The sequence below is a fragment of the Lactococcus sp. genome, assembly GCF_036648155.1.
Lineage (GTDB): Bacteria > Bacillota > Bacilli > Lactobacillales > Streptococcaceae > Lactococcus > Lactococcus cremoris.
Genome location: NZ_JAVXIY010000001.1, coordinates 99,068 through 124,429 on the forward strand (window position 1 = coordinate 99,068; position 25,362 = coordinate 124,429).

The 25,362-nt window shown below is 35.9% G+C and carries 29 protein-coding genes and 2 tRNA genes; 21 read left to right on the top strand and 10 right to left on the bottom strand.

The genetic code is table 11. From position 1 onward, the window contains the following. Window positions 1-22 precede the first annotated feature (22 nt). The gene (locus RSC39_RS00530) at window positions 23-667 is read right to left on the bottom strand and encodes an FMN-dependent NADH-azoreductase (protein WP_332534320.1); all 645 of its coding nucleotides are present in this window, start codon (window positions 665-667) and stop codon (window positions 23-25) included. Window positions 668-839: 172 nt separating this feature from the next. Between RSC39_RS00530 and secA the strand changes: the two genes are divergently transcribed. The 4 genes from secA (at window position 840) to ptsP (ending at window position 6,850) form a co-directional block, all read left to right on the top strand. Then, the gene (gene secA, locus RSC39_RS00535; RefSeq protein ID WP_063281537.1) at window positions 840-3,437 is read left to right on the top strand and encodes a preprotein translocase subunit SecA; all 2,598 of its coding nucleotides are present in this window, start codon (window positions 840-842) and stop codon (window positions 3,435-3,437) included. A gap of 129 nt (window positions 3,438-3,566) precedes the next feature. Further along, window positions 3,567-4,604, top strand: a complete 1,038-nt coding sequence (locus tag RSC39_RS00540) for a 3-deoxy-7-phosphoheptulonate synthase (protein WP_011834223.1) — start codon at window positions 3,567-3,569, stop codon at window positions 4,602-4,604. A gap of 249 nt (window positions 4,605-4,853) precedes the next feature. After that, the gene (locus tag RSC39_RS00545; protein ID WP_011834224.1) at window positions 4,854-5,120 is read left to right on the top strand and encodes a phosphocarrier protein HPr; all 267 of its coding nucleotides are present in this window, start codon (window positions 4,854-4,856) and stop codon (window positions 5,118-5,120) included. A 2-nt stretch (window positions 5,121-5,122) separates the two neighbouring features. After that, the gene (gene ptsP / locus RSC39_RS00550; protein ID WP_063281536.1) at window positions 5,123-6,850 is read left to right on the top strand and encodes a phosphoenolpyruvate--protein phosphotransferase; all 1,728 of its coding nucleotides are present in this window, start codon (window positions 5,123-5,125) and stop codon (window positions 6,848-6,850) included. A gap of 564 nt (window positions 6,851-7,414) precedes the next feature. On the opposite strand, the gene RSC39_RS00555 is transcribed toward ptsP, so the two are convergent. Then, window positions 7,415-7,714 carry a YbaB/EbfC family nucleoid-associated protein gene (locus RSC39_RS00555; protein ID WP_011675168.1) on the bottom strand — a complete coding sequence of 100 codons (300 nt, stop codon included), beginning with the start codon at window positions 7,712-7,714 and terminating at the stop codon, window positions 7,415-7,417. Between the two features lie 104 nt (window positions 7,715-7,818). Between RSC39_RS00555 and RSC39_RS00560 the strand changes: the two genes are divergently transcribed. Beyond that, window positions 7,819-8,106 (top strand): serine hydroxymethyltransferase, encoded by a 288-nt coding sequence (locus tag RSC39_RS00560; RefSeq protein WP_042749017.1) that lies wholly within the window; start codon window positions 7,819-7,821, stop codon window positions 8,104-8,106. Between the two features lie 109 nt (window positions 8,107-8,215). Here the strand turns inward: RSC39_RS00560 and RSC39_RS00565 are convergent. Then, window positions 8,216-8,301: transfer RNA gene (locus RSC39_RS00565), tRNA-Leu, on the bottom strand. A gap of 84 nt (window positions 8,302-8,385) precedes the next feature. Beyond that, window positions 8,386-9,321, bottom strand: coding sequence for an alpha/beta hydrolase (locus RSC39_RS00570; protein ID WP_332534325.1), 936 nt, complete (start codon window positions 9,319-9,321; stop codon window positions 8,386-8,388). A 255-nt stretch (window positions 9,322-9,576) separates the two neighbouring features. Between RSC39_RS00570 and RSC39_RS00575 the strand changes: the two genes are divergently transcribed. Continuing rightward, on the top strand, window positions 9,577-9,897 hold the full coding sequence (locus tag RSC39_RS00575) for a SugE family quaternary ammonium compound efflux SMR transporter (protein ID WP_332534327.1): 321 nt from the start codon (window positions 9,577-9,579) through the stop codon (window positions 9,895-9,897). Window positions 9,898-10,018: 121 nt separating this feature from the next. Next, a complete protein-coding gene (locus tag RSC39_RS00580; protein ID WP_332534329.1) occupies window positions 10,019-11,182 on the top strand; it encodes an MFS transporter in 1,164 nt (387 codons plus the stop codon). Between the two features lie 198 nt (window positions 11,183-11,380). On the opposite strand, the gene RSC39_RS00585 is transcribed toward RSC39_RS00580, so the two are convergent. Beyond that, window positions 11,381-11,467 (bottom strand) — tRNA-Ser (locus RSC39_RS00585). 162 nt (window positions 11,468-11,629) lie between these two features. Here RSC39_RS00585 and RSC39_RS00590 point away from each other — a divergent pair. After that, window positions 11,630-12,823 (top strand): argininosuccinate synthase, encoded by a 1,194-nt coding sequence (locus tag RSC39_RS00590; RefSeq protein ID WP_332534331.1) that lies wholly within the window; start codon window positions 11,630-11,632, stop codon window positions 12,821-12,823. 28 nt (window positions 12,824-12,851) lie between these two features. After that, window positions 12,852-14,231 (top strand): argininosuccinate lyase, encoded by a 1,380-nt coding sequence (gene argH / locus RSC39_RS00595; RefSeq protein WP_332534333.1) that lies wholly within the window; start codon window positions 12,852-12,854, stop codon window positions 14,229-14,231. A 17-nt stretch (window positions 14,232-14,248) separates the two neighbouring features. Here argH and RSC39_RS00600 read toward each other — a convergent pair whose 3' ends face one another. After that, complete coding sequence (locus RSC39_RS00600) at window positions 14,249-15,445, bottom strand: multidrug efflux MFS transporter (RefSeq protein WP_063282053.1); 1,197 nt, start codon at window positions 15,443-15,445, stop codon at window positions 14,249-14,251. A 192-nt stretch (window positions 15,446-15,637) separates the two neighbouring features. Between RSC39_RS00600 and RSC39_RS00605 the strand changes: the two genes are divergently transcribed. The 12 genes from RSC39_RS00605 to RSC39_RS00660 all read left to right on the top strand — a co-directional run bounded on the left by RSC39_RS00605 (window position 15,638) and on the right by RSC39_RS00660 (window position 22,757). Continuing rightward, window positions 15,638-16,213, top strand: a complete 576-nt coding sequence (locus RSC39_RS00605; RefSeq protein ID WP_332534336.1) for a TetR/AcrR family transcriptional regulator — start codon at window positions 15,638-15,640, stop codon at window positions 16,211-16,213. 129 nt (window positions 16,214-16,342) lie between these two features. Continuing rightward, window positions 16,343-16,711, top strand: a complete 369-nt coding sequence (gene rnpA, locus RSC39_RS00610) for a ribonuclease P protein component (RefSeq protein WP_196756667.1) — start codon at window positions 16,343-16,345, stop codon at window positions 16,709-16,711. Further along, on the top strand, window positions 16,708-17,517 hold the full coding sequence (locus tag RSC39_RS00615; RefSeq protein ID WP_063282051.1) for a YidC/Oxa1 family membrane protein insertase: 810 nt from the start codon (window positions 16,708-16,710) through the stop codon (window positions 17,515-17,517). Before rnpA ends, RSC39_RS00615 begins: the two co-directional genes overlap by 4 nt. A gap of 87 nt (window positions 17,518-17,604) precedes the next feature. Next, the gene (jag, locus tag RSC39_RS00620; RefSeq protein WP_332534343.1) at window positions 17,605-18,519 is read left to right on the top strand and encodes an RNA-binding cell elongation regulator Jag/EloR; all 915 of its coding nucleotides are present in this window, start codon (window positions 17,605-17,607) and stop codon (window positions 18,517-18,519) included. Between the two features lie 131 nt (window positions 18,520-18,650). Beyond that, window positions 18,651-18,785, top strand: a complete 135-nt coding sequence (rpmH, locus tag RSC39_RS00625; protein ID WP_003131818.1) for a 50S ribosomal protein L34 — start codon at window positions 18,651-18,653, stop codon at window positions 18,783-18,785. Between the two features lie 170 nt (window positions 18,786-18,955). Then, entirely contained in the window at window positions 18,956-19,867 is a 912-nt protein-coding gene (locus tag RSC39_RS00630) for an aldo/keto reductase (protein WP_063282049.1), read from the top strand. Window positions 19,868-19,936: 69 nt separating this feature from the next. Beyond that, window positions 19,937-20,251, top strand: coding sequence for a helix-turn-helix transcriptional regulator (locus RSC39_RS00635; protein WP_332534345.1), 315 nt, complete (start codon window positions 19,937-19,939; stop codon window positions 20,249-20,251). 176 nt (window positions 20,252-20,427) lie between these two features. Further along, on the top strand, window positions 20,428-20,583 hold the full coding sequence (locus RSC39_RS00640) for a bacteriocin (RefSeq protein WP_332534347.1): 156 nt from the start codon (window positions 20,428-20,430) through the stop codon (window positions 20,581-20,583). A gap of 77 nt (window positions 20,584-20,660) precedes the next feature. Further along, window positions 20,661-21,341, top strand: a complete 681-nt coding sequence (locus tag RSC39_RS00645) for a lysostaphin resistance A-like protein (protein ID WP_332534349.1) — start codon at window positions 20,661-20,663, stop codon at window positions 21,339-21,341. Window positions 21,342-21,635: 294 nt separating this feature from the next. Then, window positions 21,636-21,902: an IreB family regulatory phosphoprotein gene (locus tag RSC39_RS00650; protein ID WP_003131820.1), complete on the top strand. Its 267-nt coding sequence runs from the start codon at window positions 21,636-21,638 to the stop codon at window positions 21,900-21,902. Beyond that, window positions 21,902-22,333 (top strand): Holliday junction resolvase RuvX, encoded by a 432-nt coding sequence (gene ruvX, locus RSC39_RS00655; RefSeq protein ID WP_021036560.1) that lies wholly within the window; start codon window positions 21,902-21,904, stop codon window positions 22,331-22,333. Before RSC39_RS00650 ends, ruvX begins: the two co-directional genes overlap by 1 nt. Before the next feature lie 100 nt (window positions 22,334-22,433). Next, entirely contained in the window at window positions 22,434-22,757 is a 324-nt protein-coding gene (locus RSC39_RS00660; protein WP_003131822.1) for a DUF1292 domain-containing protein, read from the top strand. 29 nt (window positions 22,758-22,786) lie between these two features. Here the strand turns inward: RSC39_RS00660 and RSC39_RS00665 are convergent, their stop codons facing one another. From RSC39_RS00665 to RSC39_RS00680, 4 genes are all read right to left on the bottom strand, one after another. Next, window positions 22,787-23,338 (bottom strand): TMEM175 family protein, encoded by a 552-nt coding sequence (locus RSC39_RS00665; RefSeq protein WP_332534352.1) that lies wholly within the window; start codon window positions 23,336-23,338, stop codon window positions 22,787-22,789. An 89-nt stretch (window positions 23,339-23,427) separates the two neighbouring features. Next, window positions 23,428-24,213, bottom strand: coding sequence for an SDR family NAD(P)-dependent oxidoreductase (locus tag RSC39_RS00670; RefSeq protein ID WP_046781351.1), 786 nt, complete (start codon window positions 24,211-24,213; stop codon window positions 23,428-23,430). 19 nt (window positions 24,214-24,232) lie between these two features. Next, window positions 24,233-24,544, bottom strand: coding sequence for a DUF2316 family protein (locus RSC39_RS00675; RefSeq protein WP_332534355.1), 312 nt, complete (start codon window positions 24,542-24,544; stop codon window positions 24,233-24,235). A 9-nt stretch (window positions 24,545-24,553) separates the two neighbouring features. Next, complete coding sequence (locus RSC39_RS00680) at window positions 24,554-25,339, bottom strand: SDR family oxidoreductase (RefSeq protein WP_063282043.1); 786 nt, start codon at window positions 25,337-25,339, stop codon at window positions 24,554-24,556. Window positions 25,340-25,362: the final 23 nt, after the last annotated feature.

Genomic DNA, 25,362 nt, shown 5'->3' on the forward strand with positions numbered 1-25,362 from the left:
ATTTAGATAAGAAAGTGAGGTTTCAGAAACTTTGTCCCATTTTTTCTGCACTAGTGAACGCTTTTTCTTTCAATTCAGCAGAACGTTCTGGATAGCGAGCATATCCTTCTACGAAGAGTTGCTTGCGACTTTCATCAGTAATTCCCACCATCTTCATTGTTTGGTCAATATAGGCAGCCCCTAAATCATTCGCCAGATGGGTTGGATCTTTTTCATTATGATAAAAACCGCCAGCGGATTGGATATGAAGTGATTTTTTTCCTTCAAGTAAGCCAATTGGGCCATTTTCAGTATAACGGAAAAGTTTTCTGGGTACAGCAATAATATCAATATATTGTTTCAATTCAGCGGTGATAAAACCATTGTACATGGGATTGACAAAAACATATTTGTCAGCTGACAGAAATTCTTCTAAATATTCTTCATGACGATGGAGTAAATTTTTGTCATTCTCACTAAGTGTGTCAGGAGCATATTTATTGCGTTTCCAAGCTGCAAAAGTTTCGTTGTCGAGGGCTGGGACTTTTTCTGAAAACAAATCGCGAATGATGATTTTATCAGAAGGGTTTGTTTGGTGATAAACTTCTTTGAATTTTTCAGTTGTAGCAAGAGACCAACTGAAATCATCAGTGTGTGGGTGAGCTAAGACGATGAGCAATGTTGTCATTTTATTTCTTCTTTCTTTTTTGTTGACAAACAACATTATAGACTTAATTTTGTTGCTTGTCAACATTGTGACGAAGTAAAAAGAAACAATTCTTGGTATTTCAATTTGTAAAAGCTATGTAAAAGTGTTACAATTAATGGTAATATCCACTTATTTTTGTGAAAGAGAAATTATGCCGAATATTATTAGAAAACTTGTCGAAAACGACAAAAAAGAGCTCAAAAAACTCAATAAAATGGCGCTCCAAGTTGAAAGTTTCGCTGATGAAATGGAACATTTGACAGATGAGCAATTAAAAGCCAAAACTCCAGAATTAAAAGAACGTGTTGCAAAAGGTGAAAGTCTTGATGACCTTCTCTATGAAGCTTTTGCCGTTTGTCGTGAAGCAGCTCGTCGTGTGCTTGGATTGTATCCTTTCCATGTTCAGATCATGGGTGGGATTGTCTTGCATAATGGGGACGTTCCTGAAATGCGTACTGGTGAAGGTAAAACCTTGACTGCAACAATGCCTGTTTATCTTAATGCTTTATCAGGCAAAGGGGTTCACGTGGTCACTGTCAATGAATACTTGGCAACTCGTGATATGACAGAAATGGGTGAGCTTTATAGTTGGCTCGGTCTAACTGTTGGTTTGAACTTGAATTCAAAATCACCAGAAGAAAAACGTGAAGCTTATAACTGTGATATTACTTATTCAACATCAGCTGAACTTGGGTTTGACTATCTTCGAGATAATATGGTTACTCGTGCTGAAGATATGGTTCAAAAACCACTTAACTATGCCCTTGTCGATGAAGTAGACTCAATCTTGGTCGATGAAGCTCGGACTCCTTTGATTATTTCTGGACAAGCCGAAAGTTCATCAGCACTTTACTATCGTGCTGACCAATTTACTAAGACTTTAAAAGGTCAAAACTTGAACGTTGCAACTTCTGATTACGAAGAGGGCGATGATTACAAGATTGACTTACAATCAAAAACAATTTCTTTAACTGAAGAAGGAATTGATAAGGCTGAAAAATTCTTCCAAATCGAAAATCTTTATGATATGGAAAATGTTGCCTTGACTCACTTCGTTGACAATGCTTTGCGTGCCAACTTTATCATGCTTCATGACATTGACTATATGATTGATGAAAACCAAGAAGTCTTGATTATTGACCAATTTACAGGACGTACGATGCCTGGTCGTCGTTATTCTGATGGTCTTCACCAAGCAATTGAAGCTAAAGAAGCTGTGCCAATTCAAGATGAATCAAAAACAATGGCTTCAATTACCATCCAAAACTACTTCCGGATGTATAAAAAATTGTCAGGGATGACAGGTACGGCTAAAACAGAAGAAGAAGAATTCCGTGAGATTTATAATATTCAAATCACACCAATTCCAACCAATCGTCCGGTTCAACGTTTAGACCATCCAGATTTACTTTATCCAACTTTGGAAGCTAAATTTAAAGCAGTTATTGATGATATTAAACGTCGTCATGCTGAAGGTCAACCGATTTTGATAGGTACTGTTGCTGTAGAAACTTCAGAATTGATTTCTAAGAAGTTGGTTGAAGCGAAAATCCCTCATGAAGTTTTGAACGCGAAAAATCACTTCCGTGAAGCACAAATCATCATGAATGCTGGTCAACAAGGAGCAGTAACGATTGCGACCAACATGGCTGGTCGGGGGACAGATATCAAGCTTGGACCTGGCGTGATTGATCATGCCGACCCTGAATTTCAGGGACTTGCCGTTATTGGTACTGAGCGTCATGAATCTCGACGTATTGACAATCAGCTTCGTGGTCGTGCGGGACGTCAAGGTGATCCAGGGGTTTCACAATTCTATCTTTCCCTTGAAGATGAGTTAATGAAACGTTTTGGTTCTGAACGTGTTTCTGCTTTCCTAGATAGAATGCGTATTTCCGGTGAAGATGCTGTCATCAAATCTAGTTTGATTACTCGTCAGATTGAAAGTTCACAAAAACGTGTCGAAGGAAATAACTACGATTCTCGGAAACAAGTTTTGCAATACGATGACGTCATTCGTGAGCAACGTGAAGTCATTTATGCGCAACGCCAAGAAGTTATTTTGACTAAGGAAGATATGACTCCTGTTTTGATGGGCATGTTCAAACGAACAATTGACCGTCAGGTTGATGGTCATGAGCTTGCGGGAAGTTTTAAAAATGAAGAGACAGTCAAAGACCTCCTGCAAACAGTGCAAAACACAATGTTGCCAGAAGAGGCCATTGAATTATCTGAATTGACCGGTCTGTCAGGACAAGCAATGAAAGATTTGATTTTTGATAAAGTCAAAAGTCGTTATGCTTCACAAATGGAAAAATTAGCTGACCCAGAACGTCAGTTAGAATTCCAACGTGCGGTGATCTTACGGGTTGTTGATAATAACTGGTCAGAACATATTGATGCTCTTGACCAAATGCGTCAGTCAGTCGGACTTCGTGGTTATGCCCAAAATAATCCGATTGTTGAGTATCAAGAAGAATCATATAAAATGTACAATAATATGATTGGTGCGATTGAATTTGAAGTCACTCGTTTGATGATGAAAGCACAAATTCAACCACAAACGGCAATCCGTCAGGAAGCGCCAAGAATGACAACGACAGCTTCACAAGAAAACATTACAAATGTCGGCCCTGACACTTCTGTCAGTGAAGAAATTTCATTTGAAAATGTTGGACGTAATGACCCTTGCCCATGCGGCTCTGGTAAGAAGTTTAAAAATTGTCATGGACGTACACACATTGCCTAAAAGGCCAATTAATTTACTGACAGCTTTGTCAGTAAATTTTTTTATCAATAATGGACGCAAATAAATGTAGAATTAATTAAAATTTTGATACAATAGATAAAATAACAAAGCGAAATACGAGGAATTAGAATGACTTTTAAAGAAATAAGTCCTAAGATAAATATTGATGCCATTAAGATGTTGGGTCATCTCAATAGTGAGCAACAAGAAAAAAAGATGCTTCGAGATAAAGAACTTGAAGCAATTATCAAAGGCGAAGATGACCGTTTGCTTTTGATTATCGGACCTTGTTCGTCTGATAATGAAGAAGCAGTATTGGAATATGCTCGTCGTTTAGCCAAACTTCAAGAAGCAGTCAAAGACAAGATTTTTATGGTAATGCGTGTCTATACTGCTAAACCTCGTACAAATGGAGATGGCTATAAAGGGTTGATTCACGAACCTGATGCGGATGGTCATACTGACTTAATCAACGGAATCAAAATGGTTCGCGACTTGCATTACAAAGTTATCACTGAAACTGGTTTGACAACTGCTGATGAAATGCTTTACCCAGAAAATCTGCCAATGGTTGATGATTTGGTCAGCTACCATGCGATTGGTGCGCGTTCTGTGGAAAATCAACAACACCGTTTTGTAGCTTCTGGAATTGATGTTCCAACGGGATTGAAAAATCCAACTTCAGGAAACCTAAAAGTAATGTTCAACGGTATCTATGCTGCGCAACAATCACAAGATTTCCTTTTTGGTCGTGCAGAAGTTCAAACTTCAGGAAATCCACTGGCACATGCAATTTTGCGCGGTGGACAAGATGAAAATGGCAAATACCATCCAAACTACTATACAGATAACTTGCTTGAAACAATTGAGATTTATGAAAAAATGGGCTTGAAAAATCCTTTCATTCTCATTGACACCAATCATGATAATTCAGGTAAAAAATTCATGGAACAAATCCGTATTGTCCGTCAAACATTGGTCAATCGTGATTGGGATGATAAAATTCGCCAAAATGTTCGTGGCTTTATGATTGAATCATATCTTGAAGATGGTCGTCAAGATAAGCCAGAAGTTTTTGGTAAATCAATTACCGATCCATGTTTAGGTTGGGATAAAACAGAAGCACTTGTTCAAGAAATTTACGAAGCTGAAAGTAAAAATAAATAAAATTAAAAGCTGTCAAAACTGACAGCTTTTTTTCAATTTTAAAGAGTATAAAAGTAGTTTAAAAAATATTAATTTGATAAGGAGATGAAGCGGATAGTAGTAAGGCTTCAAAAGTAGCCCTGAAAAAAAACTTGAAAATTTAACAGCAGATATTGCAAACCCTTTCGTTTTGTGGTACAATTTCAAGAGTGATAGATATTTTAGATATCGTCAATAAAAATGAAAAAACATCTAAGGAGAACCATAAAAATGGCATCTAAAGAATTCCACATCGTTGCAGAAACTGGTATCCATGCACGTCCAGCTACATTGCTTGTGCAAACAGCTTCAAAATTCACATCAGAAATCACTTTGGAATACAAAGGTAAATCAGTAAACCTTAAATCAATCATGGGTGTTATGTCACTCGGTGTTGGTCAAGGCGCTGACGTTACTATTTCAGCTGAAGGTGCAGATGCTGACGACGCAATCGCAACAATCGCTGAAACAATGACTAAAGAAGGACTCGCAGAATAATCATGACAACTATGCTTAAAGGTATCGCCGCATCATCAGGTGTAGCAGTAGCTAAGGCATACTTGCTTGTCCAACCAGATTTGTCTTTTGAAACAAAGACAATTGCTGATACAGCTAATGAAGAAGCTCGCCTTGATGCAGCACTTGCTACATCGCAAAGCGAGCTTCAACTTATTAAGGACAAAGCAGTAACAACCCTTGGTGAAGAAGCAGCATCTGTATTTGACGCTCATATGATGGTCCTTGCTGACCCAGATATGACTGCTCAAATCAAAGCAGTAATCAATGACAAAAAAGTTAACGCTGAATCAGCTCTTAAAGAAGTAACTGATATGTTTATCGGTATCTTTGAAGGAATGACTGACAATGCTTATATGCAAGAACGTGCAGCTGATATTAAAGACGTTACAAAACGTGTTTTAGCTCACCTTCTTGGCGTTAAATTGCCAAGTCCAGCACTCATCGATGAAGAAGTAATCATCGTTGCTGAAGATTTGACACCATCTGATACAGCTCAATTGGACAAGAAATTCGTAAAAGCCTTTGTGACTAACATTGGTGGACGTACTTCTCACTCTGCAATTATGGCTCGTACTTTGGAAATTCCAGCAGTTCTTGGAACAAATAATATTACTGAACTTGTTTCTGAAGGTCAACTTTTGGCTGTTTCAGGATTGACAGGTGAAGTAATTCTTGACCCATCTGCTGAACAACAAAGCGAATTCCATAAAGCTGGTGACGCTTATGCTGCTCAAAAAGCAGAATGGGCTGCTCTTAAAGACGCTGAAACTATTACAGCTGATGGACGTCATTATGAGCTTGCTGCTAATATCGGTACACCTAAAGATGTTGAAGGTGTTAACGATAATGGTGCTGAAGCAATTGGTCTTTATCGTACAGAATTCTTGTACATGGATGCACAAGATTTCCCAACAGAAGATGACCAATATGAAGCTTACAAAGCTGTACTTGAAGGAATGAATGGTAAACCAGTCGTTGTCCGTACAATGGATATCGGTGGTGACAAAACATTGCCTTACTTTGATCTTCCTAAAGAAATGAACCCATTCCTCGGATGGCGTGCACTTCGTATCAGCCTTTCAACAGCTGGTGACGGAATGTTCCGTACACAATTGCGTGCGCTCTTGCGTGCTTCTGTACACGGACAACTTCGTATCATGTTCCCAATGGTTGCTCTCGTAACTGAGTTCCGTGCAGCTAAAAAGATTTATGATGAAGAAAAAGCTAAATTGATTGCAGAAGGTGTTCCAGTCGCAGAAGGTATCGAAGTTGGTATCATGATTGAAATTCCAGCAGCAGCAATGCTTGCAGACCAATTTGCAAAAGAAGTTGATTTCTTCTCAATTGGTACAAACGACCTCATCCAATATACAATGGCTGCAGACCGTATGAATGAGCAAGTTTCTTACCTTTACCAACCTTACAATCCATCAATCCTTCGTTTGATTAACAATGTAATCAAAGCAGCTCACGCTGAAGGTAAATGGGCTGGTATGTGTGGTGAAATGGCCGGCGACCAAACTGCTGTACCATTGCTTATGGGGATGGGGCTTGACGAATTCTCAATGTCAGCAACATCAGTACTCCAAACACGTTCACTTATGAAACGTTTGGATTCTAAGAAAATGGAAGAATTGTCTAGCAAAGCTTTGAGCGAATGTGCAACAATGGAAGAAGTTATTGCACTCGTTGAAGAATACACTAAATAATCTTTTCAATTGATTTGAATAAATGAATCCTGTCGGTTTTGACAGGATTTTTTGTAATCTATTTATCAACAACAAATTTACTGACAAAAAAACTTATCCACGGGGATAAGTTTTTTCTATCAAATAAATTTGAAAAGAGTATAATAATAAGTGGATAAGGAGTTTTATGAAAAACCTAAATTTTTTTGATTATTGGCTAATTGGAGAATTAATCTTTTGTTTAATACTTCTCTTAATTTTACCCCAGCAAATTAAGCTGAATTTCTGGATAATTCTGACGAGTAAAGAAACAAGCGGTTCAGTCTTGAATATTTTTGCGCTTCCTCTTATTATGGCTCTTCCTAATATTATTCGACGCTCTGTCAGTAAGAGTGGCATCTACTGGTCAAAATTGAGAGTAACTACTCTGATTTTCAATATTATCCTTCTTTTATTGACCACTTTTTGGTTGCTAATATTGCCTTTTGGACAATAAAAAAATTACTGATGAAAAGTCGAGTCTCTTTGTACTCTGAGAGTTTATAGAGAGACTCTGACAATTCTGTCAGTAACTTATAGAAAGGATTAAAATGGTAATCCTTTAGTGAATTTTCCGAGTTTTTGTTCTGTCACTTTTTCAATTTGGCTAAGTGCATCATTAACCGCATCAGTAACCATATCTTGTAAAGTTTCAGGATCTTCAGGGTCAATAACATCTGGATTAATGTTAAGAGATTTCAAGGTGCGATCACCAGAAAATTCAACCGTTACAAGGTCTTGAGCAGATTTACCAACAAAAGTTGTATTGGCAATTTCTTCTTGTGAAACTTGCATTTGTTTTTGAAGTTTTTGTGCTTGTTTCATCATTGATTGCATATTCATCATGGAAATGTATACCTCTTTTAGAAATTTTGTTGAAAGGCTTTCAACACCTTACTATTTTACCATAAAAAAGATAATAAAAAAATAAGCTAACAAAGGAGAAAGAAATGAAACTTACCAAAAACCAAGAAGAACTACTTAATTTAATTTATCAAGTTGTGTTAGAGCAAACGGTCAGTCCGAAAGAACGTGAGTATTTTATTGACGCTAAAAAGCGCATTGAATTAGGTAAAAATTTTGATAGCGAAATGAGTGAACTCTTAAAAGAATTGATGTATATTCCCAATTCTCCAGTGGTGAACCAATTTACAGAAGAAGCGCGTAAAAGGATGTTGGTAGGGCCATCAACAGGAGGGACAACTCATGGCTTTTCAAATTATCAAACAAAAAAATGAATGAAAAAGTGATTTTATTATTGTAAAATCACTTTTTGAATTACTAAGGGTGGGTCAGTAAATAATTTTAGAAAATAAAAAAACTCAGCCTTAGCTGAGTTAATATTAGTGCGGTGGGCGGGACTTGAACCCGCACCAAGAAAATTCCCGACAGGATCCTTAATCCTGCGCGTCTGCCAATTCCGCCACCACCGCAAAACAGTACCTAAATATAATACCATTTTTCGCTATCTTCTGTCAAGAAAAAACTCATAAATCACTGATATAAAAATCAATAAATTACGGATTATAAGTCTTCATAAATTTTGAAATTGTTTGACGATAGAGGGTGGGATTTGTTTCGAAAGACCGCGCGTGAGCAGCGTTTTTAACAACTAACAGTTCTTTGGGCGTTCCGAGCTTGACTGATTTGTAGTTCTCATAGACCATTGAAGTTGGAACATATGTATCTTTGCTTCCATGAATCAAGAGAATGGGAAGTTTATCTTTGGCTAGTGCTTTAGTTGCGCTAGCTTCTTGGAAAAACCACCCTTGTCGAATTTTGCTTTCAAGAGAAACGCTGTAAACCAGTGGGAAAGCTGGAATGTTGTAGCTTTCTTTGGCTTGATATACAATTTCATCCCAAGCGTTAGTATAACCACAATCTTCGATAATATTTTTTACTGATGATGGTAAACTCTTTTCGCTAGAGGCCATCATTACGGTAGAAGCGCCCATTGAAAGACCATAAAGGCTGATATGACTTTCGGGATTTTTGTCAGTTAAATATTTTGCCCAAGCGATCACGTCAAATTTATCATGGTAGCCAAAAGTAATAAAATTCCCCTGTGAATTTCCGGCACCACGATTATCTGGCATCAAGACATTATAGCCTAACTCATGGAAAAGTTGACCATATTGTCGCATTACAGATTTATCCTGACGGAAGCCATGAACAACAATCACAGTATTGTTAGTTTTTTGTTCAGCTGGCACATACCAAGCATCGAGTTTTAAATCATTATTTGTCAATGTTTCGGTAGATTTTGGTAGTTTATTAAATTTTTGAACCAGAGAATAATTAGGACTTGAAGTTTTGACTTGTCCAATTGGTTGATTATTCCGGACACAAGCAATTTGGTAAAAATATAAAGTAGCCCCTAAATTAAGGCTTAAAAGGACAGATATAATAGCAATTAATATAGTCCAAATTCGTTTTCTTAGCGATTTTTTCATGAATTTCATTATACACGAAAATTGATATAAAACCAATATTAAAAGTTTTATTTTAATTAGATGATTAAAATAGTAAAATTAGCTAACAGAGTTATGAAATAAAAAATATTTAGCATTTTTTTCTAAAGTGTGATAAAATGTGGGAAATAGAATAAATACTCCACCGGGAGTTAAATCGTATGAACGATTATTTGCATTTCAGTAGGTCTGAGAAGAAATGTAGATAGTCGTTCTTTTTTAGCTGAGGAGGCGGAAATGACTTGGATATATCTACTAATAGCAGGAATTTTTGAAGTGGTTTGGGCAACAACAATGAAGTTAAGCCACGGATTTACAAATATAAAGTTTACACTATTAACAATCATTGGGATGATTGCTAGTTTTGGCTTTCTTGCCCTAGCTTTAAAAAAGCTTCCCTTAGGGATTGCTTATCCAATTTGGACAGGAATTGGTGCAGTCGGCTCCATCTTAATTGGTCTTATGATTTTTAAAGATAAAGTTCCACCATTAACATGGCTTTTTATAACTTTCTTAATTATTGGAATTATTGGAATAAAAGTAACAAGCGGTCACTAAAGATGATACAGTCTTTTAATTTTTTAGTATATAGATTTCATGATATAATAAGAGAATTGGTAAAAAATAAAAGAAATAGCAATAGCTGAGTCTATTTGCTATTTTTAATGAGGAGGAAAAAATGAAAAATAAAAAAAGCATGATGAATTTAGCAATTTCTAATTTATTTTTAGTGTTTTTGGGTGCAGGTTTAGTCATTCCTGTTTTGCCAACCCTTAAAGAACAAATGCACTTTTCAGGAACAACAATGGGAATGATGATTTCCATTTTTGCAATTGCTCAATTGATTGCTTCACCATTCGCTGGTGCTTTATCTGATAAAATTGGGCGCAAAAAACTCATTGCCATTGGAATGATTATTTTTTCTTTTTCTGAACTTTTATTTGGTTTAGCACAAGCAAAAACAGGTTTTTATATTTCGCGAGCGCTAGGGGGTGTCGCAGCTGCGATGCTCATGCCTTCAGTTACTGCTTACGTGGCTGATATGACCACAATTGCTGAGCGTCCTAAAGCAATGGGGCTTGTTTCAGCAGCAATTAGTGGAGGCTTTATTATTGGTCCTGGAGTGGGAGGCTTTATTGCTCATTTTGGAATTCGCGTTCCTTTTTATGTTGCAGCAATTTTAGCTTTTCTTGGTTTTCTTCTAACAATTACTATTTTAAAAGAACCTGAGCGAACAATTGAAAGTCATCATGAAATGGAAAAAGTTTCATTCCTCGACATTCTAAAAAATCCATTATTTGGGTCTTTATTTGTCATCATTTTGATTTCTTCATTTGGTTTACAAGCTTTTGAGTCTATTTATAGCATTATGGCAAGTATTAACTTTGGTTTTAGTATGAGTGAAATTGCCTTAGTCATTACAGTAAGTGGAATTTTGGCCCTCTTTTTCCAGCTTTTCTTATTTGACACAATCGTCAATAAAATTGGAGAACTTGGCTTGATTCAATTAACTTTTTTTGCAAGTGCAGTCTTCATTGCTGTCATTGCTTTTACAAAATCAAATTTAGTTGTCGCCCTCTCTACGTTCGTTGTTTTTCTAGCTTTTGATTTGTTTAGGCCGGCCGTGACCACATACCTTTCAAAACATGCTGGAAACCGTCAAGGAGCAATCAATGGTCTAAATTCAGCTTTCACAAGTTTTGGAAATATTTTAGGTCCTATGGCTGCAGGATATATGTTCGATATTAATCATTTATTTCCCTATTATATCTCTGCGATTATTTTACTTGGAACAGGATTTTTATCACTATTTTTGAATAGGAAAAACTTCAGTAAAATTTAAATTAAAAATTTATAAACGATTGACTATATCATATCAAAAACTACTAGATGAAAATCTAGTAGTTTTTTCTTGCTGTATTGTATGAATAAAAAAACCTCCTGATGTAATCTTATACATACAGGAGGAAAAGGAGTAAGCGTATTTAATACTATCATTTTTCTTATATAAGAGAGTTGAGAATAAAGAACTCTACTTATAAGGAGTCAAGGGGATTTGAACCCCTGCGCCGCTTTACACGGTTCGACGGATTTCGAGTCCGCTGCATTACCACTCTGCCATGGCTCCGCTCCCTTATCTAATTTCATTATACCATAGTTAATTACCTTCCAGAAATAATATGAAATAAGAATAACTAAAATAAAAAAACGCATATTTATACAAAAATGTTGACAAATGAATAAATATGCTGTACAATTGCATTTATATTAATTTGAAAGAAGAAAAATGATGGGAAACAAAAAAATTGTCTTGGCATATTCAGGTGGATTGGATACGAGTGTCGCTGTAAAATGGCTGACTGATAAAGGTTTTGATGTCATTGCTGCTTGCATGGATGTTGGTGAAGGGAAGGACTTGAATTTTATTCATGATAAAGCACTCCAAGTTGGTGCGGTAGAGTCTGTTGTTCTAAACTGTAAGGCCGAATTCGCTGAAATCTTCGTTGGTGCTGCCCTCAAAGGAAATTTGATGTATGAAAATAAATATCCTTTAATATCAGCATTGAGCCGCCCTTTAATTGCTAAAAAGTTAGTAGAGGTGGCTAAAGAAAAAGGGGCAACCGCAATTGCTCATGGCTGTACAGGTAAAGGAAATGATCAAGTTCGTTTTGAAGTAGCAATCCATTCACTTGCGCCAGAACTTGAAGTGATTGCTCCAGTCCGTGAGTGGCATTGGGCTCGTGAGGAAGAAATCGAGTATGCTAATCAAAATGGTGTTCCGATTCCTGCTGATTTGGATAATCCTTATTCTATTGATATGAATTTATGGGGACGTGCCATTGAAGCAGGAGTTCTTGAAAATCCTTGGAATACCTGCCCTGAAGATGCTTTCTTCATGACTAATTCTGTTGAGGATGCTCCGAATGAACCTGAGTTTATTGAAGTTGAGTTTAAAGAAGGTTTGCCAATCGCTTTGAATGGAAAAACCAAGGAATTGCATGAAATTATTAAAGAAGTGAATATTATTGCAGGTAAACACGGTGTGGGTCGGATTGATCATATTGAAAACCGCTTGGTTGGGATTAAATCACGTGAATTTTATGAATGTCCAGCTGCTATTACTTTATTAAAAGCCCACAAGGATTTAGAAGATTTAACTTTTGTTCGAGAATTAGCACATTTCAAGCCCGTTCTTGAAAATGAATTAGCGAATTTGATTTACAATGGCTTATGGTTTAATCCTGCGACTAAAGCTTTAATAGCTTACCTTGATGAAACACAAAAAGTAGTTAATGGAATCGTGAGAATTAAATTATACAAAGGTTTAGCGACTCCAATAGGACGTAAGTCAACCAATTCTCTTTATAGTGAAAAATTGGCAACCTACACTGCAGCTGATGAGTTTGACCAGGCAGCGGCCGTTGGATTTATTAAACTTTGGGGCTTGCCTACTCAGGTTAATGCTCAAGTAAATCTCAAATAAAAGATGAAAAAATTTGGAAAGTGAGAGAATGGTAGAAAAACTTTGGGGAGGACGTTTTGAAGCCTCATTAGATAAACAAACTGAAGAATTTGGGGCATCAATTAAATTTGAACAAAGACTTGCTCCTTTTGATTTAAAGGGCTCATTAGCTCATGTGAAAATGTTAGGTGAAACAGGAATTATCACTGCTGAGGAAGCTACAACAATTGCTGATGGGTTGATAAAAGTAGAAGAAAAACTTATGAATGGTCAAATTGAATTTAAAATTGAAAATGAAGACATTCATATGAATATGGAAACTTATCTTCATGATGAAATTGGTCCACTTGCAGGAAAACTTCATACCGCTCGGTCAAGAAATGACCAAGTAGCAACCGATATGCACCTCTATCTCAAAAGTATTTTATCTGATGTTTTAAAAGCTTTAAGAACGCTTCGAGAAACTATTGTAAATCTTTCTGTAAACCATGTTGACACTCTTATGCCGGGTTATACTCATTTGCAACATGCCCAACCGATTTCTTTTGCCCAACATTTAATGGCCTATTATCAAATGTTTACTCGCGATTTTGAACGCTTTGAATTTAATGTAAAACACACTGATATGAATCCTTTAGGGGCGGCAGCTTTGGCTGGAACTACTTTTCCAATTGACAGAGAGTTAACCACAAGTTTGCTCGAATTTGAGAAAGCCTATGCTAATTCTATGGATGCTGTCAGTGATCGTGATTTTATTTTGGAATTCTTGTCAAACTCTAGCTTGTTGATGATGCATCTATCAAGATTATGTGAAGAACTTTTGCTTTGGTCTAGTCATGAATTCAATTTTGTCAGTTTATCAGATAATTATTCTACAGGCTCATCGATTATGCCGCAAAAAAAGAATCCAGACATGTCAGAATTGATTCGAGGAAAGAGCGGACGAGTTTATGGAAATCTTATGTCTTTATTGACTGTCATGAAGGGACTTCCTTTAACTTACAACAAAGACTTACAAGAAGACAAAGAGGGAATGTTTGATAGTGCTGATACCATATTAACATCATTGAGTGTTATGGACGGAATGTTGTCAACCATGACTGTCAACCGTGTAAACATGGAAAAGGCGACAGAGCAAGATTTTTCAAATGCAACCGAGCTGGCCGATTATCTTGCGGCAAAAGGTCTTCCTTTTAGGGAGGCACACGAATTAGTAGGTCAATTAGTTTTAATATGCATAAAAAAAGGAATTTATCTTCAAGAGGTGAGCTTAAAAGACTATCAAGCTTTGTCTCAATTAATAGAAGAAGACGTTTATGAAGTTTTGAAATCTAGAACGGCTGTTTCACGAAGGAATTCTTTAGGTGGAACTGGTTTTGAATCGATTAAGAAGCAAATTGAACAAGCAAAAAAAGAGCTTCAAAAATGAAGCTCTTTTTTATACAATTACTTTTTTAGTGTAACTGAATTATTGTGTGTAAAGTAGTTGATCAGATTGAAGATGACAAGAATTGCTGAACCCACAAATACATAACGATAGTCGATAAAACCAGCAATAGCTGAGCCTAATAGAGGGCCAGCAAAGGCACCGATTGATTGGGCGGATTGATTGTAAGAGAAAATACGGCCGGTGACAGCTTGGGGAGATTCTTTGGCCAGAATAGCTTGGACAGATGGTAAAATCGCAGCATCAGAAATTCCGACAAAGAGTCTCATAACAATCAGAAACCAAACATTAGTTGTCAGTGCGGTAATTGAAAAGACCACAAGTGAGAAGAAAAGTCCAAAGCCAAGAATTTTTCTTTGACCGACTTTATCACCCAGTCTCCCTAAAAACGGGGCAGCAACTAAGGTTACTATTCCTGGAGCGGCGGCGACCAGCCCAGCCATGAAAGTGATATTCCCTTGACCATGCATGAGTTCTTGTACATAGAGTGAAAGAACAGGATTAATGGATTGATTGGTCATTTGGGTAATCAATGTTGCGAAAAACATTCCCCATATTATTGCAGGGTGTGTGACAACTTCCCATACTTGTTTGTAGGAGAGCATGTTTTTCTTTTCAACTGGTTTAAAAGTTTCTTTGACCAAAAAAAGAGCAAGGAAAAAAACAAGGAACATGATGATACCTGTAACGCTAAAGACACGACGATATCCAGTTATATTAACAAGAACCCCACCAACTATAGGTCCGATTAATGTTCCAGCTACGGAACCTGTTGTGAGTAATGATAAAACGGAACCTGATTTTTCTTTAGGTGCTGAGCTTGCCATCAAAGCCATTGAATTGGATACAAATCCAGAAAAAGCACCAAGCAACATTCTTAAAATAAGGAGTTGCCAAGCAGCTGTGACGAAAGCCATTAGAGAAATTGAAATGGCCATTCCGAGAGAGGCTCTTAAGAGCATCAGCTTTCGACCTTTTTGGTCAGCTAATCTCCCCCATAAGGGAGAAACGATGGCTAAAACAATAAAAGTAGATGAGAAAACCATACCAGACCAAATGTTTAATTCCGTTTTTGAATAGTGACCTAGTGTTCCGATATAGAGTGATATAAAAGGGGAAATAAGGCTTGAGCCAATTCCCGTCATAAATGTCCCAAACCAAAGGACGATTAAATTTCGTTGCCATGATTCTTTCATGAATAAATGTACTTCTTTCTTGATGTATTCATAATAATATTATAAAACTATTGTTCGTAGTTTGTCAATGACGAATCATCACTTGAAAAAGAGAGTGAATAGTTTTATACTGAAATAAGATGCTTTGAGATGAAAAAAATCTCAAACTTCAAGAAAACTTTCTAATCAGAAAGTACTGAAAGGAATCCTATTATGGCAAGGATTGCATTAACCCGCGATAAAATTGTTCAAGCGACAATCAAGTTAGCTAGTGAAATTGGACTCTCTAATGTGAGTTTCCCCCGTTTAGCAGAATATTTTGGAATTAAAGCTCCGTCACTTTATAATCATTTTAAAAATATGGAAGAAGTCCGAGTAGCGACTGCAGTTTACTTACAAAAAGAACTAAATCATGAATTGACTCACGCAATGGTAGGCTTGACGCCTTTAGCCGCTCTTAGAGCTTATGCTGAAAGCTATAAAAAATTTGCCGAAAAATATGAAGCAGTTTATGAATTGATTAATGTGATACATCAGACAAATAATGGTGAACTTGAATATTTAGCAAAGGAAAATATTCGCTTGGTTCGTCGTAGTTTAGAAAATTTTAATTTATCAGAAGAAGAGAATTTTCATATTAGTCGAATGTTTAGGTCAACATTGCATGGTTTTATTACATTGACACAGTTGGGCTATTTTCGTCAATCGGGTTCAATTTCTAAGGAAGAATCTTTTACTTACATGGTAAACCATTTACTTAGTACACTTGATAGTGTTCGTAATACATAAAATACTTTTGTTGATGAAAAACTTATAGTAAAAAAGCAATTAAGAGAAATTTCCGCTAAAAGAACGTTTTCATTTGAAATAGTGACTTTTTAGCAACTTTATGATAAAATTAGTACGATAATTTCTAAAATGGGAGAGAGTGGCTTGGCTATAAAAAAAACATATCGCGTTAAACGCTCAAAGGATTTTGACCAAATTTTTTCAGCGAAACATAGCTTTGCCAATAAAAGGTTTGTAGTATACAAATTAAATGCAAATCAGCCTCATTTTCGTGTAGGTTTATCAGTAAGTAAGAAACTTGGACATGCGGTTTTGCGTAATCGAATTAAGCGTTTGTTACGTCATGCGGTAGCTGAATTTAAACCTTATTTGGTAAATGAAGATTTTGTAGTCATCGCTCGTTCGGGTGTTGAAACACTTAGTTTTGAAGAAGTAAAGAAAAACCTAAAACACGTGTTGAAATTGTCAAAAATCTATGTGGATGGAGAAAACGATTGAAAAAGAAATTTAGTTTGATCGCAATGGCGGGAGCTGCTCTTTTGTTACTTACAGCCTGTGGAACTACGGCAGTAACAAGTGGTTCAAGCAATCTTTGGGATCAAATTGTATATGGCTTTGCACAGGTTATTCGTTTCTTGTCATTTGGTGGTTTGACCGGAGTTGGTATTATTTTATTCACAATTATTATTCGGGCAGCATTGCTCCCGTTGATGAATATCCAAATCAAATCTAGCCAACGTATGCAAGAAATTCAGCCAGAAATTAAAAAAATTCAGGCTAAATATCCAAGCAAAGATATGGAATCTCGTCGTTTGATGAATGAAGAGATTCAAAAACTTTATGCTGAAAACAAAGTTAACCCTTATATGGGATGTTTACCTTTGGTTGTTCAGATGCCAGTGCTTTGGGCACTTTATCAAGCCTTGTCTCGTGTAGACTTTTTGAAACACGGAACTTTCCTCTGGTTTGAAATTGGAGCAAAAGATCCAACTTTTATTTTACCTATATTGGCAGCAATCTTTACTTTCTTGAGCTCATATTTAATGATGAAGTCTGCTCCTGAAAGAAATGCAATGACGACTTCAATGACTTATATTATGCCGATTTTCATCTTGATTATGGGTGTAAACTTTGCGTCCGGAATTGCACTTTACTGGGTAATATCTAATGCTTTCCAAGTCTTTCAAACGATGTTGTTAGCTAATCCATACAAGATTATTGCAGCGCGAGAAGCTAAGGTACAGGTCGAAAAAGATAAAGTTAAAGCTCGTGAGAAAGCATTGAAGAAGGCAAGAAAAAAATAAAAAATACCATTGGCAGTTTTTATTTTAATTGGAAGTTGTGCTAGAAATTGTCAATAGGCTTTATCATATGACAGGAGTAGTTTGATTATGGCTATTTTTACTGGTGAAACGGTCGAAGATGCAATTGATCGTGGTTTAAATCGATTAGGCGTTAAGCGCGAGAATGTTCATATTCATATTGAACAAAAAGAGAAAAAAGGTTTCTTAGGATTTGGAAAGAAACGGGCTCGGGTTAATATTGAGCCAATCCATGAAGAAACGGTGCGTAAGGCTGATCATTTGGCTGAACGTGGTGTAGATGATACAATTAATCTTGGCGTTCCTAAATCACAATCCGCAATGGAAGCAACGCTTGAGCTAAGTCAAGTTGTTAAAGCGGTTCGTGCGGCTGAGAGAGAACAAAACGGCGAAATCACTGAAGAAGAGCGTAATGCGATTATTGAAGTGGCCAAAAAAACAGTTGTTCAAAATCGCCAAGGAACAACAGATCTTTCTGATGTTGTTGCAGCTGTTAAAGAAGAAGTTGAAGCTAAAAAAGAAGTTTCAAATGAAGAAGAAAAAATTGCTTCAAAAATTTCGAGCTATTTGACAACTATCACACAAGAAATGGGAATTGCGACTCGCGTTTCAGTTTCTCGTGATGGGAATTTGACAGTCTTTAACTTGACTTCTAACCATGATGCTCTACTTATTGGTAAGCATGGTAAAATTTTACAAAGTTTACAAATTTTAGCAAAAGCTTATGCCAATAGTATTTTGAATACACGAATGAATATTGCTGTTAATGTAGGTGATTATCATGAAAAACGGAAAGCTTATATCGTAAGCCTTGCTCATCGTGCGGCAGAACGTGCGCGTGGTGGTGAAACTGTTTATATCAATGATTTACAATCTAATGAGCGTAAAATTGTTCACACGATTATTGGTCAAGAAAATGGTGTGTCAAGTCATTCAGAAGGACAGGAATATAATCGCTATATTGTTGTAGCTAAAGAGATTTAGTCTTGACAAAAGACCTTTCATAGTGTAGAATTGTAAGGTATGCTTTTAATAGCAGTAAACTAAGATGAAAGGAACACCGAAAAGGTGGAGCTACTTTCAACCAAAAGTGAAGTAGCCCAGGGACTTATATAATGAAACGTACTTACCAACCACACAAAAAATCTCGTAAGACTACTCACGGATTCCGTAGCCGCATGGCAACTAAAAACGGACGTCGTGTCCTTGCAGCTCGTCGTCGTAAAGGACGTGCTTCACTTACAGTTTAATTTGTAAATGAAATAGAAACCAGCAGATGCTGGTTTTTTTATTTAAAAAAAAATTTGTTAAACGGTTTCATTTATTGTGGTATAATAGCTTTATTGATTAATTAATGGAGTTTTCCTTTAGTAATTGAAGTATAAGGTAAAATTTCATATCTGATAAGGAGATTTTTATCGTGAAAACATTTAAGATTGGTGAACTTGAAGCTTCTCAAATTATTCTAGGATGTATGAGAATTAATGAAGAAGGAAAAGACCCTGTTGCTGTAATTGAAACTTCAGTTGAAGAAGGAATTAATTTCTTTGACCATGCGGATATCTATGGTGGTGGAGCTTGTGAATCGATTTTTGCTGATGCCTTAAACAAATCATCAGTCAAACGAGAAGATATTATTTTACAGTCAAAATGTGGTATTGTTCCAGGAAAAATGTTTGACTTTTCAAAAGAACATATCCTTGAATCGGTTGAAGGAAGTCTGAGTCGCTTAAAGACGGACTACTTGGATACTTTGCTCTTGCATCGTCCAGATACTTTGGTTGAACCTGAAGAGGTAGCAGAAGCTTTTTATGAGCTTGAAAAAGCTGGAAAAGTACGTTATTTTGGAGTCTCTAATCAAAATCCAGGTCAGGTTGAACTTTTAAAAACAGCCGTGAAAGAACCTTTGTTATTCAATCAATTACAGTTTGGTTTGAAACATACAGGTATGATTGATGCTGGTATTCATGTCAATATGAGTGATGATGCTTCCTTTGTCCATGATAATGGAATTTTAGAATATTCTCGTATTAATAAAATGACAATTCAGGCTTGGTCACCTTTCCAATATGGCTTCTTTGAAGGAGTTTTTGTTGGGAACGAAAAATTCCCTGATTTGAATAAAAAATTGGAATATTATGCTGAAAAATATAATTCTAGTCCAACGGGAATTGCTATTGCTTGGATTAATCGCCATCCAGCAAATATTCAAACGATCATTGGAACAATGACTTTGAATCGAATTAAAGAAATTGCAGCTGCAGCAGATATCGTTTTGGAACGTGAAGAATGGTATGATTTGTATATGGCGGCTGGAAATATTCTGCCTTAAATCTAATAAGAATAAAAAACTAGCAATTAATAGCTAGTTTTTTTATTTAACTATGTTGAAGAGGTTTTGATGAAATTTTTAAAGTATTTTAAAGAAATAACAATAAACAAAGACTCTAATCATTCGTTTAAGTTATTGAATTTTGAAGATTTAACAGATGATGAACTACTAGGAGTTTCGGGAGGTGGATTTTCTGATAATCTCCGACAAAAAAGGCTAGAAGCAGGGTGGACACAAGAAGAACTAGGGAAATTATTATTTACGAGTAAACAAGCAGTTTGCAACTGGGAACATGGTAGGAGACAGCCAAATTTGACGCTGCTTCAAGAGATGTCAAACTTATTTGAGTGTTCAATAGATGCTCTATTGAAAGAGAGAAAGTAAAAACTAAAGTACACAAAAAGAATACTAAAAGACTATTGACCAAATATTCAGACAAGAATAAAATATACTTGTAATTAGTTACGGATATTTGAAAAATTAATGGGTGATTTTAGTAGAAGTGCACATCGACTGAAAATGCTCAAAAAAGTCCAAATCGGACTAGAAAGTGTGTTCTTATGGAAGGACAAAAGATTTTTGAAGTGTTTGAAACATTGACTGATGCTGAATTGATGGAGATTAGTGGGGGAAATGGGGTGGATAGTTATTATCAAAGCTGGCTTTCACCATTACTTGATATTGGTCCTGAAGGAGATCTTTATTCTCATTATTAATATTTTTTGCTAATCCTATTTTATTTTTGAATGAAGGATTGTTAATATGATTTAACAACCTTTTTTAGGAAGATTTTATGGTTGAGCTTATGAAAAAATGGTCACAGACTAAATTAAAAATGCTTCTAGTTTTACTAGTAACGGTAGTGCTTTACAATGGTTGGGAACCTAGTTTAGGTATTTTTCCGACTGGTTTTTATGATTTTACTTTTAATCATTATGGAGCGGTGGATATTTTAACTTTTTCTCTAATAATGATTATTGCTTACAAAAATGGAGCTTTTAGAAAGTTTTTTGATATTTTTCGTTGGAAAAATCTATTATTTATCTTATTTTTTATTATTGGTGGGGTTGTTTTTATTGCGTTAGCGCATAAATTATATTTTCAAATGACGCCTGCTTTGGAGGCATTCCCAGAACATGGTGTGGACGTAGCAAACTATCTTGCACGGACTCCGTTTTGGACACACTCTTTAGATTTATTTGTAATTGGGCCGATTTGTGAGGAACTTATTTTTCGTGAATATCTTTATCGACTTTTCGATAAAAAATGGTTGGCTTGCTTTGTAAGTGTCGTTGTGTTTGCATGGATACATACTGGTTTTACTTATTCATTCTTTTTTTATTTGCCGATAAGTTTGGTTGTTACTTTGGCTTATCATCGACGTAAAGCAATTGGGGAGAGTATTATTCTTCACAGTTCGATAAACTTGATCAATAATTATTTGCCTTATTTGCTAAATTTCTTGGTGCCTTGAGTCGATAGGACTGTAATGTACATTATTTGGTGATTTTTCAAATTAGAATTCATATTTTATTTAAAAGTCTTTTCTAAAGACTTTTGTTTACTTTACTAGAGAAAACGGTTGAATTCAGGCAAAAAATAACGTATAATTAACATGTATCTAAGAAATTTTTAATGAGATATTTCTGTCAGTATTAGAAAATGTAAAGTTCTCTAAAGATGAGAAAGTTAAGTAACTGACAGAAGTGAAATTATTAGTTTTTAGTTTGATCTGGCTTTTTACAGATAAATTTAAAGGAGGTGTCTTATGAGTTTTACAGATGAAACAGTCCGTTTTGAATTTGGTGATTCGGACAAGAAAGAAATTGGCGAAACACTCGTTGATGTTTACAATGTACTTGAGGCTAAGGGTTACAATCCTATCAATCAAATCGTGGGTTATGTTTTGTCGGGAGACCCTGCTTATATCCCTCGTCATGATGATGCGCGTAATAAAATTCGCCGTTTTGACCGAGATGATATTGTTGAGGAATTAATCAAGAATTATTTGAAAGATAATGGTGTAAATTTATAGTGTTTGCACGAATTTTAGGTCTTGATGTTGGTACAAAAACGGTGGGTGTGTCTGTCAGTGATTTACTTGGGATGACCGCTCAGCCTGTTGAAACCATTAAGATTGATAGTGAAGCTGGTGAGCTCGGTTTTGATCGTCTAGCTGTCTTGATTAAAGAATACAAACCTGAAAAGGTGGTTCTTGGTCTTCCAAAACATATGAACGGAGATGAAGGCATTCGTGCTGAAGCTTCGCGTGATTATGGAACAAAGTTGGCCAATGAATTTGGCTTAGAAGTAGCCTATCAAGATGAACGTCTGACTACAGCTCAGGCTGAAAAAGTTTTAATTGACGGTGGAGTACGCCGCAAAGACCGAAAAAAATCGATTGATAAGTTAGCTGCTGTTTTGATTTTACAAAATTATCTGGATGCGCACGCATTAAAATTATAATTTTTGATTACTGACGAGCCTGTCAGTGATAATAAGTCTGCTTGTTTTGTTATAAGTAGCAAAAACTTCCTATAATTAAGGATGAAGAAAAGGAAATAGAATGACTCATACACATGATCACGAACATGACCACAATCATGAACCTGACTATATTACTTTAGTTGATGAAAACGGAAATGAAAGTTTATTCCAAATTTTGATTACCATTGATGGACAAGAAGAATTTGGTAAAAACTATGTTGTTTTACAACCGACTGAATTTGAAGAAGATGAACAAGGTCTTATTGACGTTTTAGCTTACTCATTTACTGAGAATGCTGACGGTACTGAAGGTGATTTACAACCAATCCCTGAAGATGCTGAAGATGAATGGGATATGATTGAAGAAGTCTTCAATAGTTTCATGGATGAACAAGAAGATTAAAATAAAAAGCTGTCATTAACTGACGGCTTTTATTTTTTAAAAAAGCTGGCTAAGGCTAGAGCACCGAGCATGGCCACGCAAACCAAGCCAATAGGAGGCCAAAACCAAACAATTGGAAGGGATATTCCTAATATGATGAAGATATTTCTGCGGGAAATACTATGCGTAAGCTCTTTGTATTCTTTATCTGGATTTTCTTTGAGGAGTTCATAATCCATGAGATGAAAGACGGCTGTCCAGAGAAAAACAATGACGAGATAGAAGAACTCAGGAAGAAATTCAGTTGCATGTTTTCCGACCCAACCGGTAGTAAATGGGAAAAATGACATGATGAATAGCCAAAGGGTATTCAATAAGAAAATTCGAGGAGTAATATTTTTAATGTCGCGATAAAGTTGATGATGATTGTACCAGACGGTCATAATCATAAAAAAGCTCAAGGCATAGGCCAAAAGTGGAACAGTTAATTCTGTCAGGGCTGGCCAGCCGCTTTTATCAGGGGTTTTAAATTCTAAAACCATAATTGTTGCAATGATAGCGATGATAGCATCGGTAAAGGCTAAAAAACGTTCTTTTTCCATAAAATTATTTTATCATAAATATTAAGATTTTTTTACGAATAGATTGTAAATATAAAAATTACTGACCAATCTGTCAGTAATTTTTTCATTTATTTTTTAAATTTACGCTTCAAGCCATTTTTAGCGACGTCTTTAATCACTTTGTTACGTAAGCCTGGTTCATAGTTATCATATATTGTTCCATCAAAATTGATAATTTGAGCATTGTGATTTTTGTCATCAAAAATAAATTTACTAATCATTTGAGCTGTTTCTTCTGGAGATTTGACAAAAGGACTGTCACCAACTTTTGCGCCATTTAAATCTGTTGCAACAGCCCCAGGCATGACAGCAAAAATTTGTTTTTGTGATTTGTCTTTTTTAAATTGATGACCAAAAGCAAAAGTCATGGCATTCTGAGCGGCTTTTGAAGTGACATAGGCCAGCGGCATCCAATATTCCTGAGAAACGGGTACGGTGATGTTAATAATTTTAGCATTTTCGGTCAGTGAATGTGGGAGGAGTTCTGTAATCACTGCATGTGTTCCCAAAAAGTTGGTCTTGATTGTTTCTTCTAAGTCAGAACTAGAATAATCAAAAGCTGATTTTTCCATATCAAGATGTCCTTTATCTGAATGAATATTACCAGAAATTCCAGCATTATTAATGAGTAAGTCAATGTCTGTCAGTGCTGACAGGCTAGTTAATTGATTTAAGTCATCTAAATCAACTTTGACAAATTCCGCATTGATTCCTTCGGCTTTCAATTTTTCAACGGCTTCTTGTCCACGAGTCTCATTACGAGCTCCGACTAAAACTTCATAGCCACGATGACCGAGATTTTGCGCAAGAGCAAAACCAATTCCTTTATTTGCACCTGTGATGAGTGTTTTCATTGTATTTCTCCTTTAATTTCTAGTTGTCGCCCTTAGATATTTGTTGATGGTCAATTAAATCAGCATTTAAAAACCAGTGGCGGTGCCAATCTCCCGCTAAAGCAGTAAAGGAAACAGGTTCTTGACCAGCATTTTCAACTTTTTCTAGCAAGTAATTTCTTAAAATCCAAGTGTCTTCTAGTGTTCTTTGTTTAAGTTTGAAAATTTTTTCAAGTTTGACTTCGCTAATTTTTAAATCATTAGCAATTTCAGATTTGCTGAGTCCTGTGAGCTCAAAGTTTTGACGGAGCTCTTTTTTGGTGTTGTGCATTTGGAGTGGATTAAGTGACATTTTTCTCCCTTATTCTTTGTTTTTTGGAAAATAGTTACTGAGCATTTGATTAGAGAGAAGTTTGGTGTTTTCGTCACTATTAACTTTTCCCATTTGGTGAAGCTGTTTGGAAAAACCAGCATCAATTCGCTCTAAGCCATTTTCAAGTCCGGCTAAAGTTTCATTAATCAAATCCGAAAGGGCCATGTTATTAGGTGCGTCAGTATTTGTATGGCTTTCAAGATTTGTTTCGGCAACTAATGGTGGAACTAATTCTACAACCTTTAAAGCTTTATCAAAATATTTGGCTTGTTCTCGAAGGGCATCAGAGTAAAAATGAACACTAGCTTTGGTCAAATTGTAAATAGGATGCGCACCGTCAGCCAGATTTGATAAGCCAGATGAAACGTTAATGACCCTCCCATTATTTGCGACAAGAACTTCCAAAAAGGCTTGTGTGACAGCAATAGTTCCTAGTAAGTTAATATTAATTTCTTCTGTCAGTGCTTCTAGAGAATTGTCAGCTTGTTCAAACAAATTGATGGCACGCATAATTCCGGCACAATTCATGAGAAGGTCAAGCTTAGGGAAATTTTCATTGATGAAATTGACCAATTGGGACAGAGAATTTTCGTCAGCAACATCACTGACAAATCCTGAAAAAGTTGGATTTTCGCTTAAAATTTGATTGAGTCTATCTTCATTGCGTGCAGTGATGATAACTTTATTTCCTAATTCAGCAAATTTTTTTGCAAAACCTAGACCAATCCCGCTTGTACCGCCTGTGATTAAAATGGTATGTCCTGTAAATGTCATGATTTCTCCTTAACTATTGATAA

Bases quoted from the DNA above. Each gene is read 5' to 3' on its own strand.
- RSC39_RS00580 (WP_332534329.1), top strand. From the start codon at position 10,019: ATGAAAAATAAAAAAAGCATGATGAATTTAGCAATTTCTAATTTATTT.
- RSC39_RS00590 (WP_332534331.1), top strand. From the start codon at position 11,630: ATGGGAAACAAAAAAATTGTCTTGGCATATTCAGGTGGATTGGATACG.
- secA (WP_063281537.1), top strand. From the start codon at position 840: ATGCCGAATATTATTAGAAAACTTGTCGAAAACGACAAAAAAGAGCTC.
- RSC39_RS00560 (WP_042749017.1), top strand. From the start codon at position 7,819: ATGAAACTTACCAAAAACCAAGAAGAACTACTTAATTTAATTTATCAA.
- RSC39_RS00650 (WP_003131820.1), top strand. From the start codon at position 21,636: ATGAGTTTTACAGATGAAACAGTCCGTTTTGAATTTGGTGATTCGGAC.
- RSC39_RS00555 (WP_011675168.1), bottom strand. From the start codon at position 7,714: ATGATGAATATGCAATCAATGATGAAACAAGCACAAAAACTTCAAAAA.
- RSC39_RS00680 (WP_063282043.1), bottom strand. From the start codon at position 25,339: ATGACATTTACAGGACATACCATTTTAATCACAGGCGGTACAAGCGGG.
- RSC39_RS00665 (WP_332534352.1), bottom strand. From the start codon at position 23,338: ATGGAAAAAGAACGTTTTTTAGCCTTTACCGATGCTATCATCGCTATC.
- RSC39_RS00635 (WP_332534345.1), top strand. From the start codon at position 19,937: ATGAAATTTTTAAAGTATTTTAAAGAAATAACAATAAACAAAGACTCT.
- RSC39_RS00530 (WP_332534320.1), bottom strand. From the start codon at position 667: ATGACAACATTGCTCATCGTCTTAGCTCACCCACACACTGATGATTTC.
- RSC39_RS00660 (WP_003131822.1), top strand. From the start codon at position 22,434: ATGACTCATACACATGATCACGAACATGACCACAATCATGAACCTGAC.
- jag (WP_332534343.1), top strand. From the start codon at position 17,605: ATGGCTATTTTTACTGGTGAAACGGTCGAAGATGCAATTGATCGTGGT.
- RSC39_RS00575 (WP_332534327.1), top strand. From the start codon at position 9,577: ATGACTTGGATATATCTACTAATAGCAGGAATTTTTGAAGTGGTTTGG.
- RSC39_RS00640 (WP_332534347.1), top strand. From the start codon at position 20,428: ATGGAAGGACAAAAGATTTTTGAAGTGTTTGAAACATTGACTGATGCT.
- RSC39_RS00540 (WP_011834223.1), top strand. From the start codon at position 3,567: ATGACTTTTAAAGAAATAAGTCCTAAGATAAATATTGATGCCATTAAG.
- RSC39_RS00570 (WP_332534325.1), bottom strand. From the start codon at position 9,321: ATGAAAAAATCGCTAAGAAAACGAATTTGGACTATATTAATTGCTATT.
- RSC39_RS00605 (WP_332534336.1), top strand. From the start codon at position 15,638: ATGGCAAGGATTGCATTAACCCGCGATAAAATTGTTCAAGCGACAATC.
- rpmH (WP_003131818.1), top strand. From the start codon at position 18,651: ATGAAACGTACTTACCAACCACACAAAAAATCTCGTAAGACTACTCAC.
- argH (WP_332534333.1), top strand. From the start codon at position 12,852: ATGGTAGAAAAACTTTGGGGAGGACGTTTTGAAGCCTCATTAGATAAA.
- RSC39_RS00670 (WP_046781351.1), bottom strand. From the start codon at position 24,213: ATGAAAACACTCATCACAGGTGCAAATAAAGGAATTGGTTTTGCTCTT.
- rnpA (WP_196756667.1), top strand. From the start codon at position 16,343: ATGGGAGAGAGTGGCTTGGCTATAAAAAAAACATATCGCGTTAAACGC.
- RSC39_RS00645 (WP_332534349.1), top strand. From the start codon at position 20,661: ATGGTTGAGCTTATGAAAAAATGGTCACAGACTAAATTAAAAATGCTT.
- RSC39_RS00545 (WP_011834224.1), top strand. From the start codon at position 4,854: ATGGCATCTAAAGAATTCCACATCGTTGCAGAAACTGGTATCCATGCA.
- ptsP (WP_063281536.1), top strand. From the start codon at position 5,123: ATGACAACTATGCTTAAAGGTATCGCCGCATCATCAGGTGTAGCAGTA.
- RSC39_RS00600 (WP_063282053.1), bottom strand. From the start codon at position 15,445: ATGAAAGAATCATGGCAACGAAATTTAATCGTCCTTTGGTTTGGGACA.
- RSC39_RS00675 (WP_332534355.1), bottom strand. From the start codon at position 24,544: ATGTCACTTAATCCACTCCAAATGCACAACACCAAAAAAGAGCTCCGT.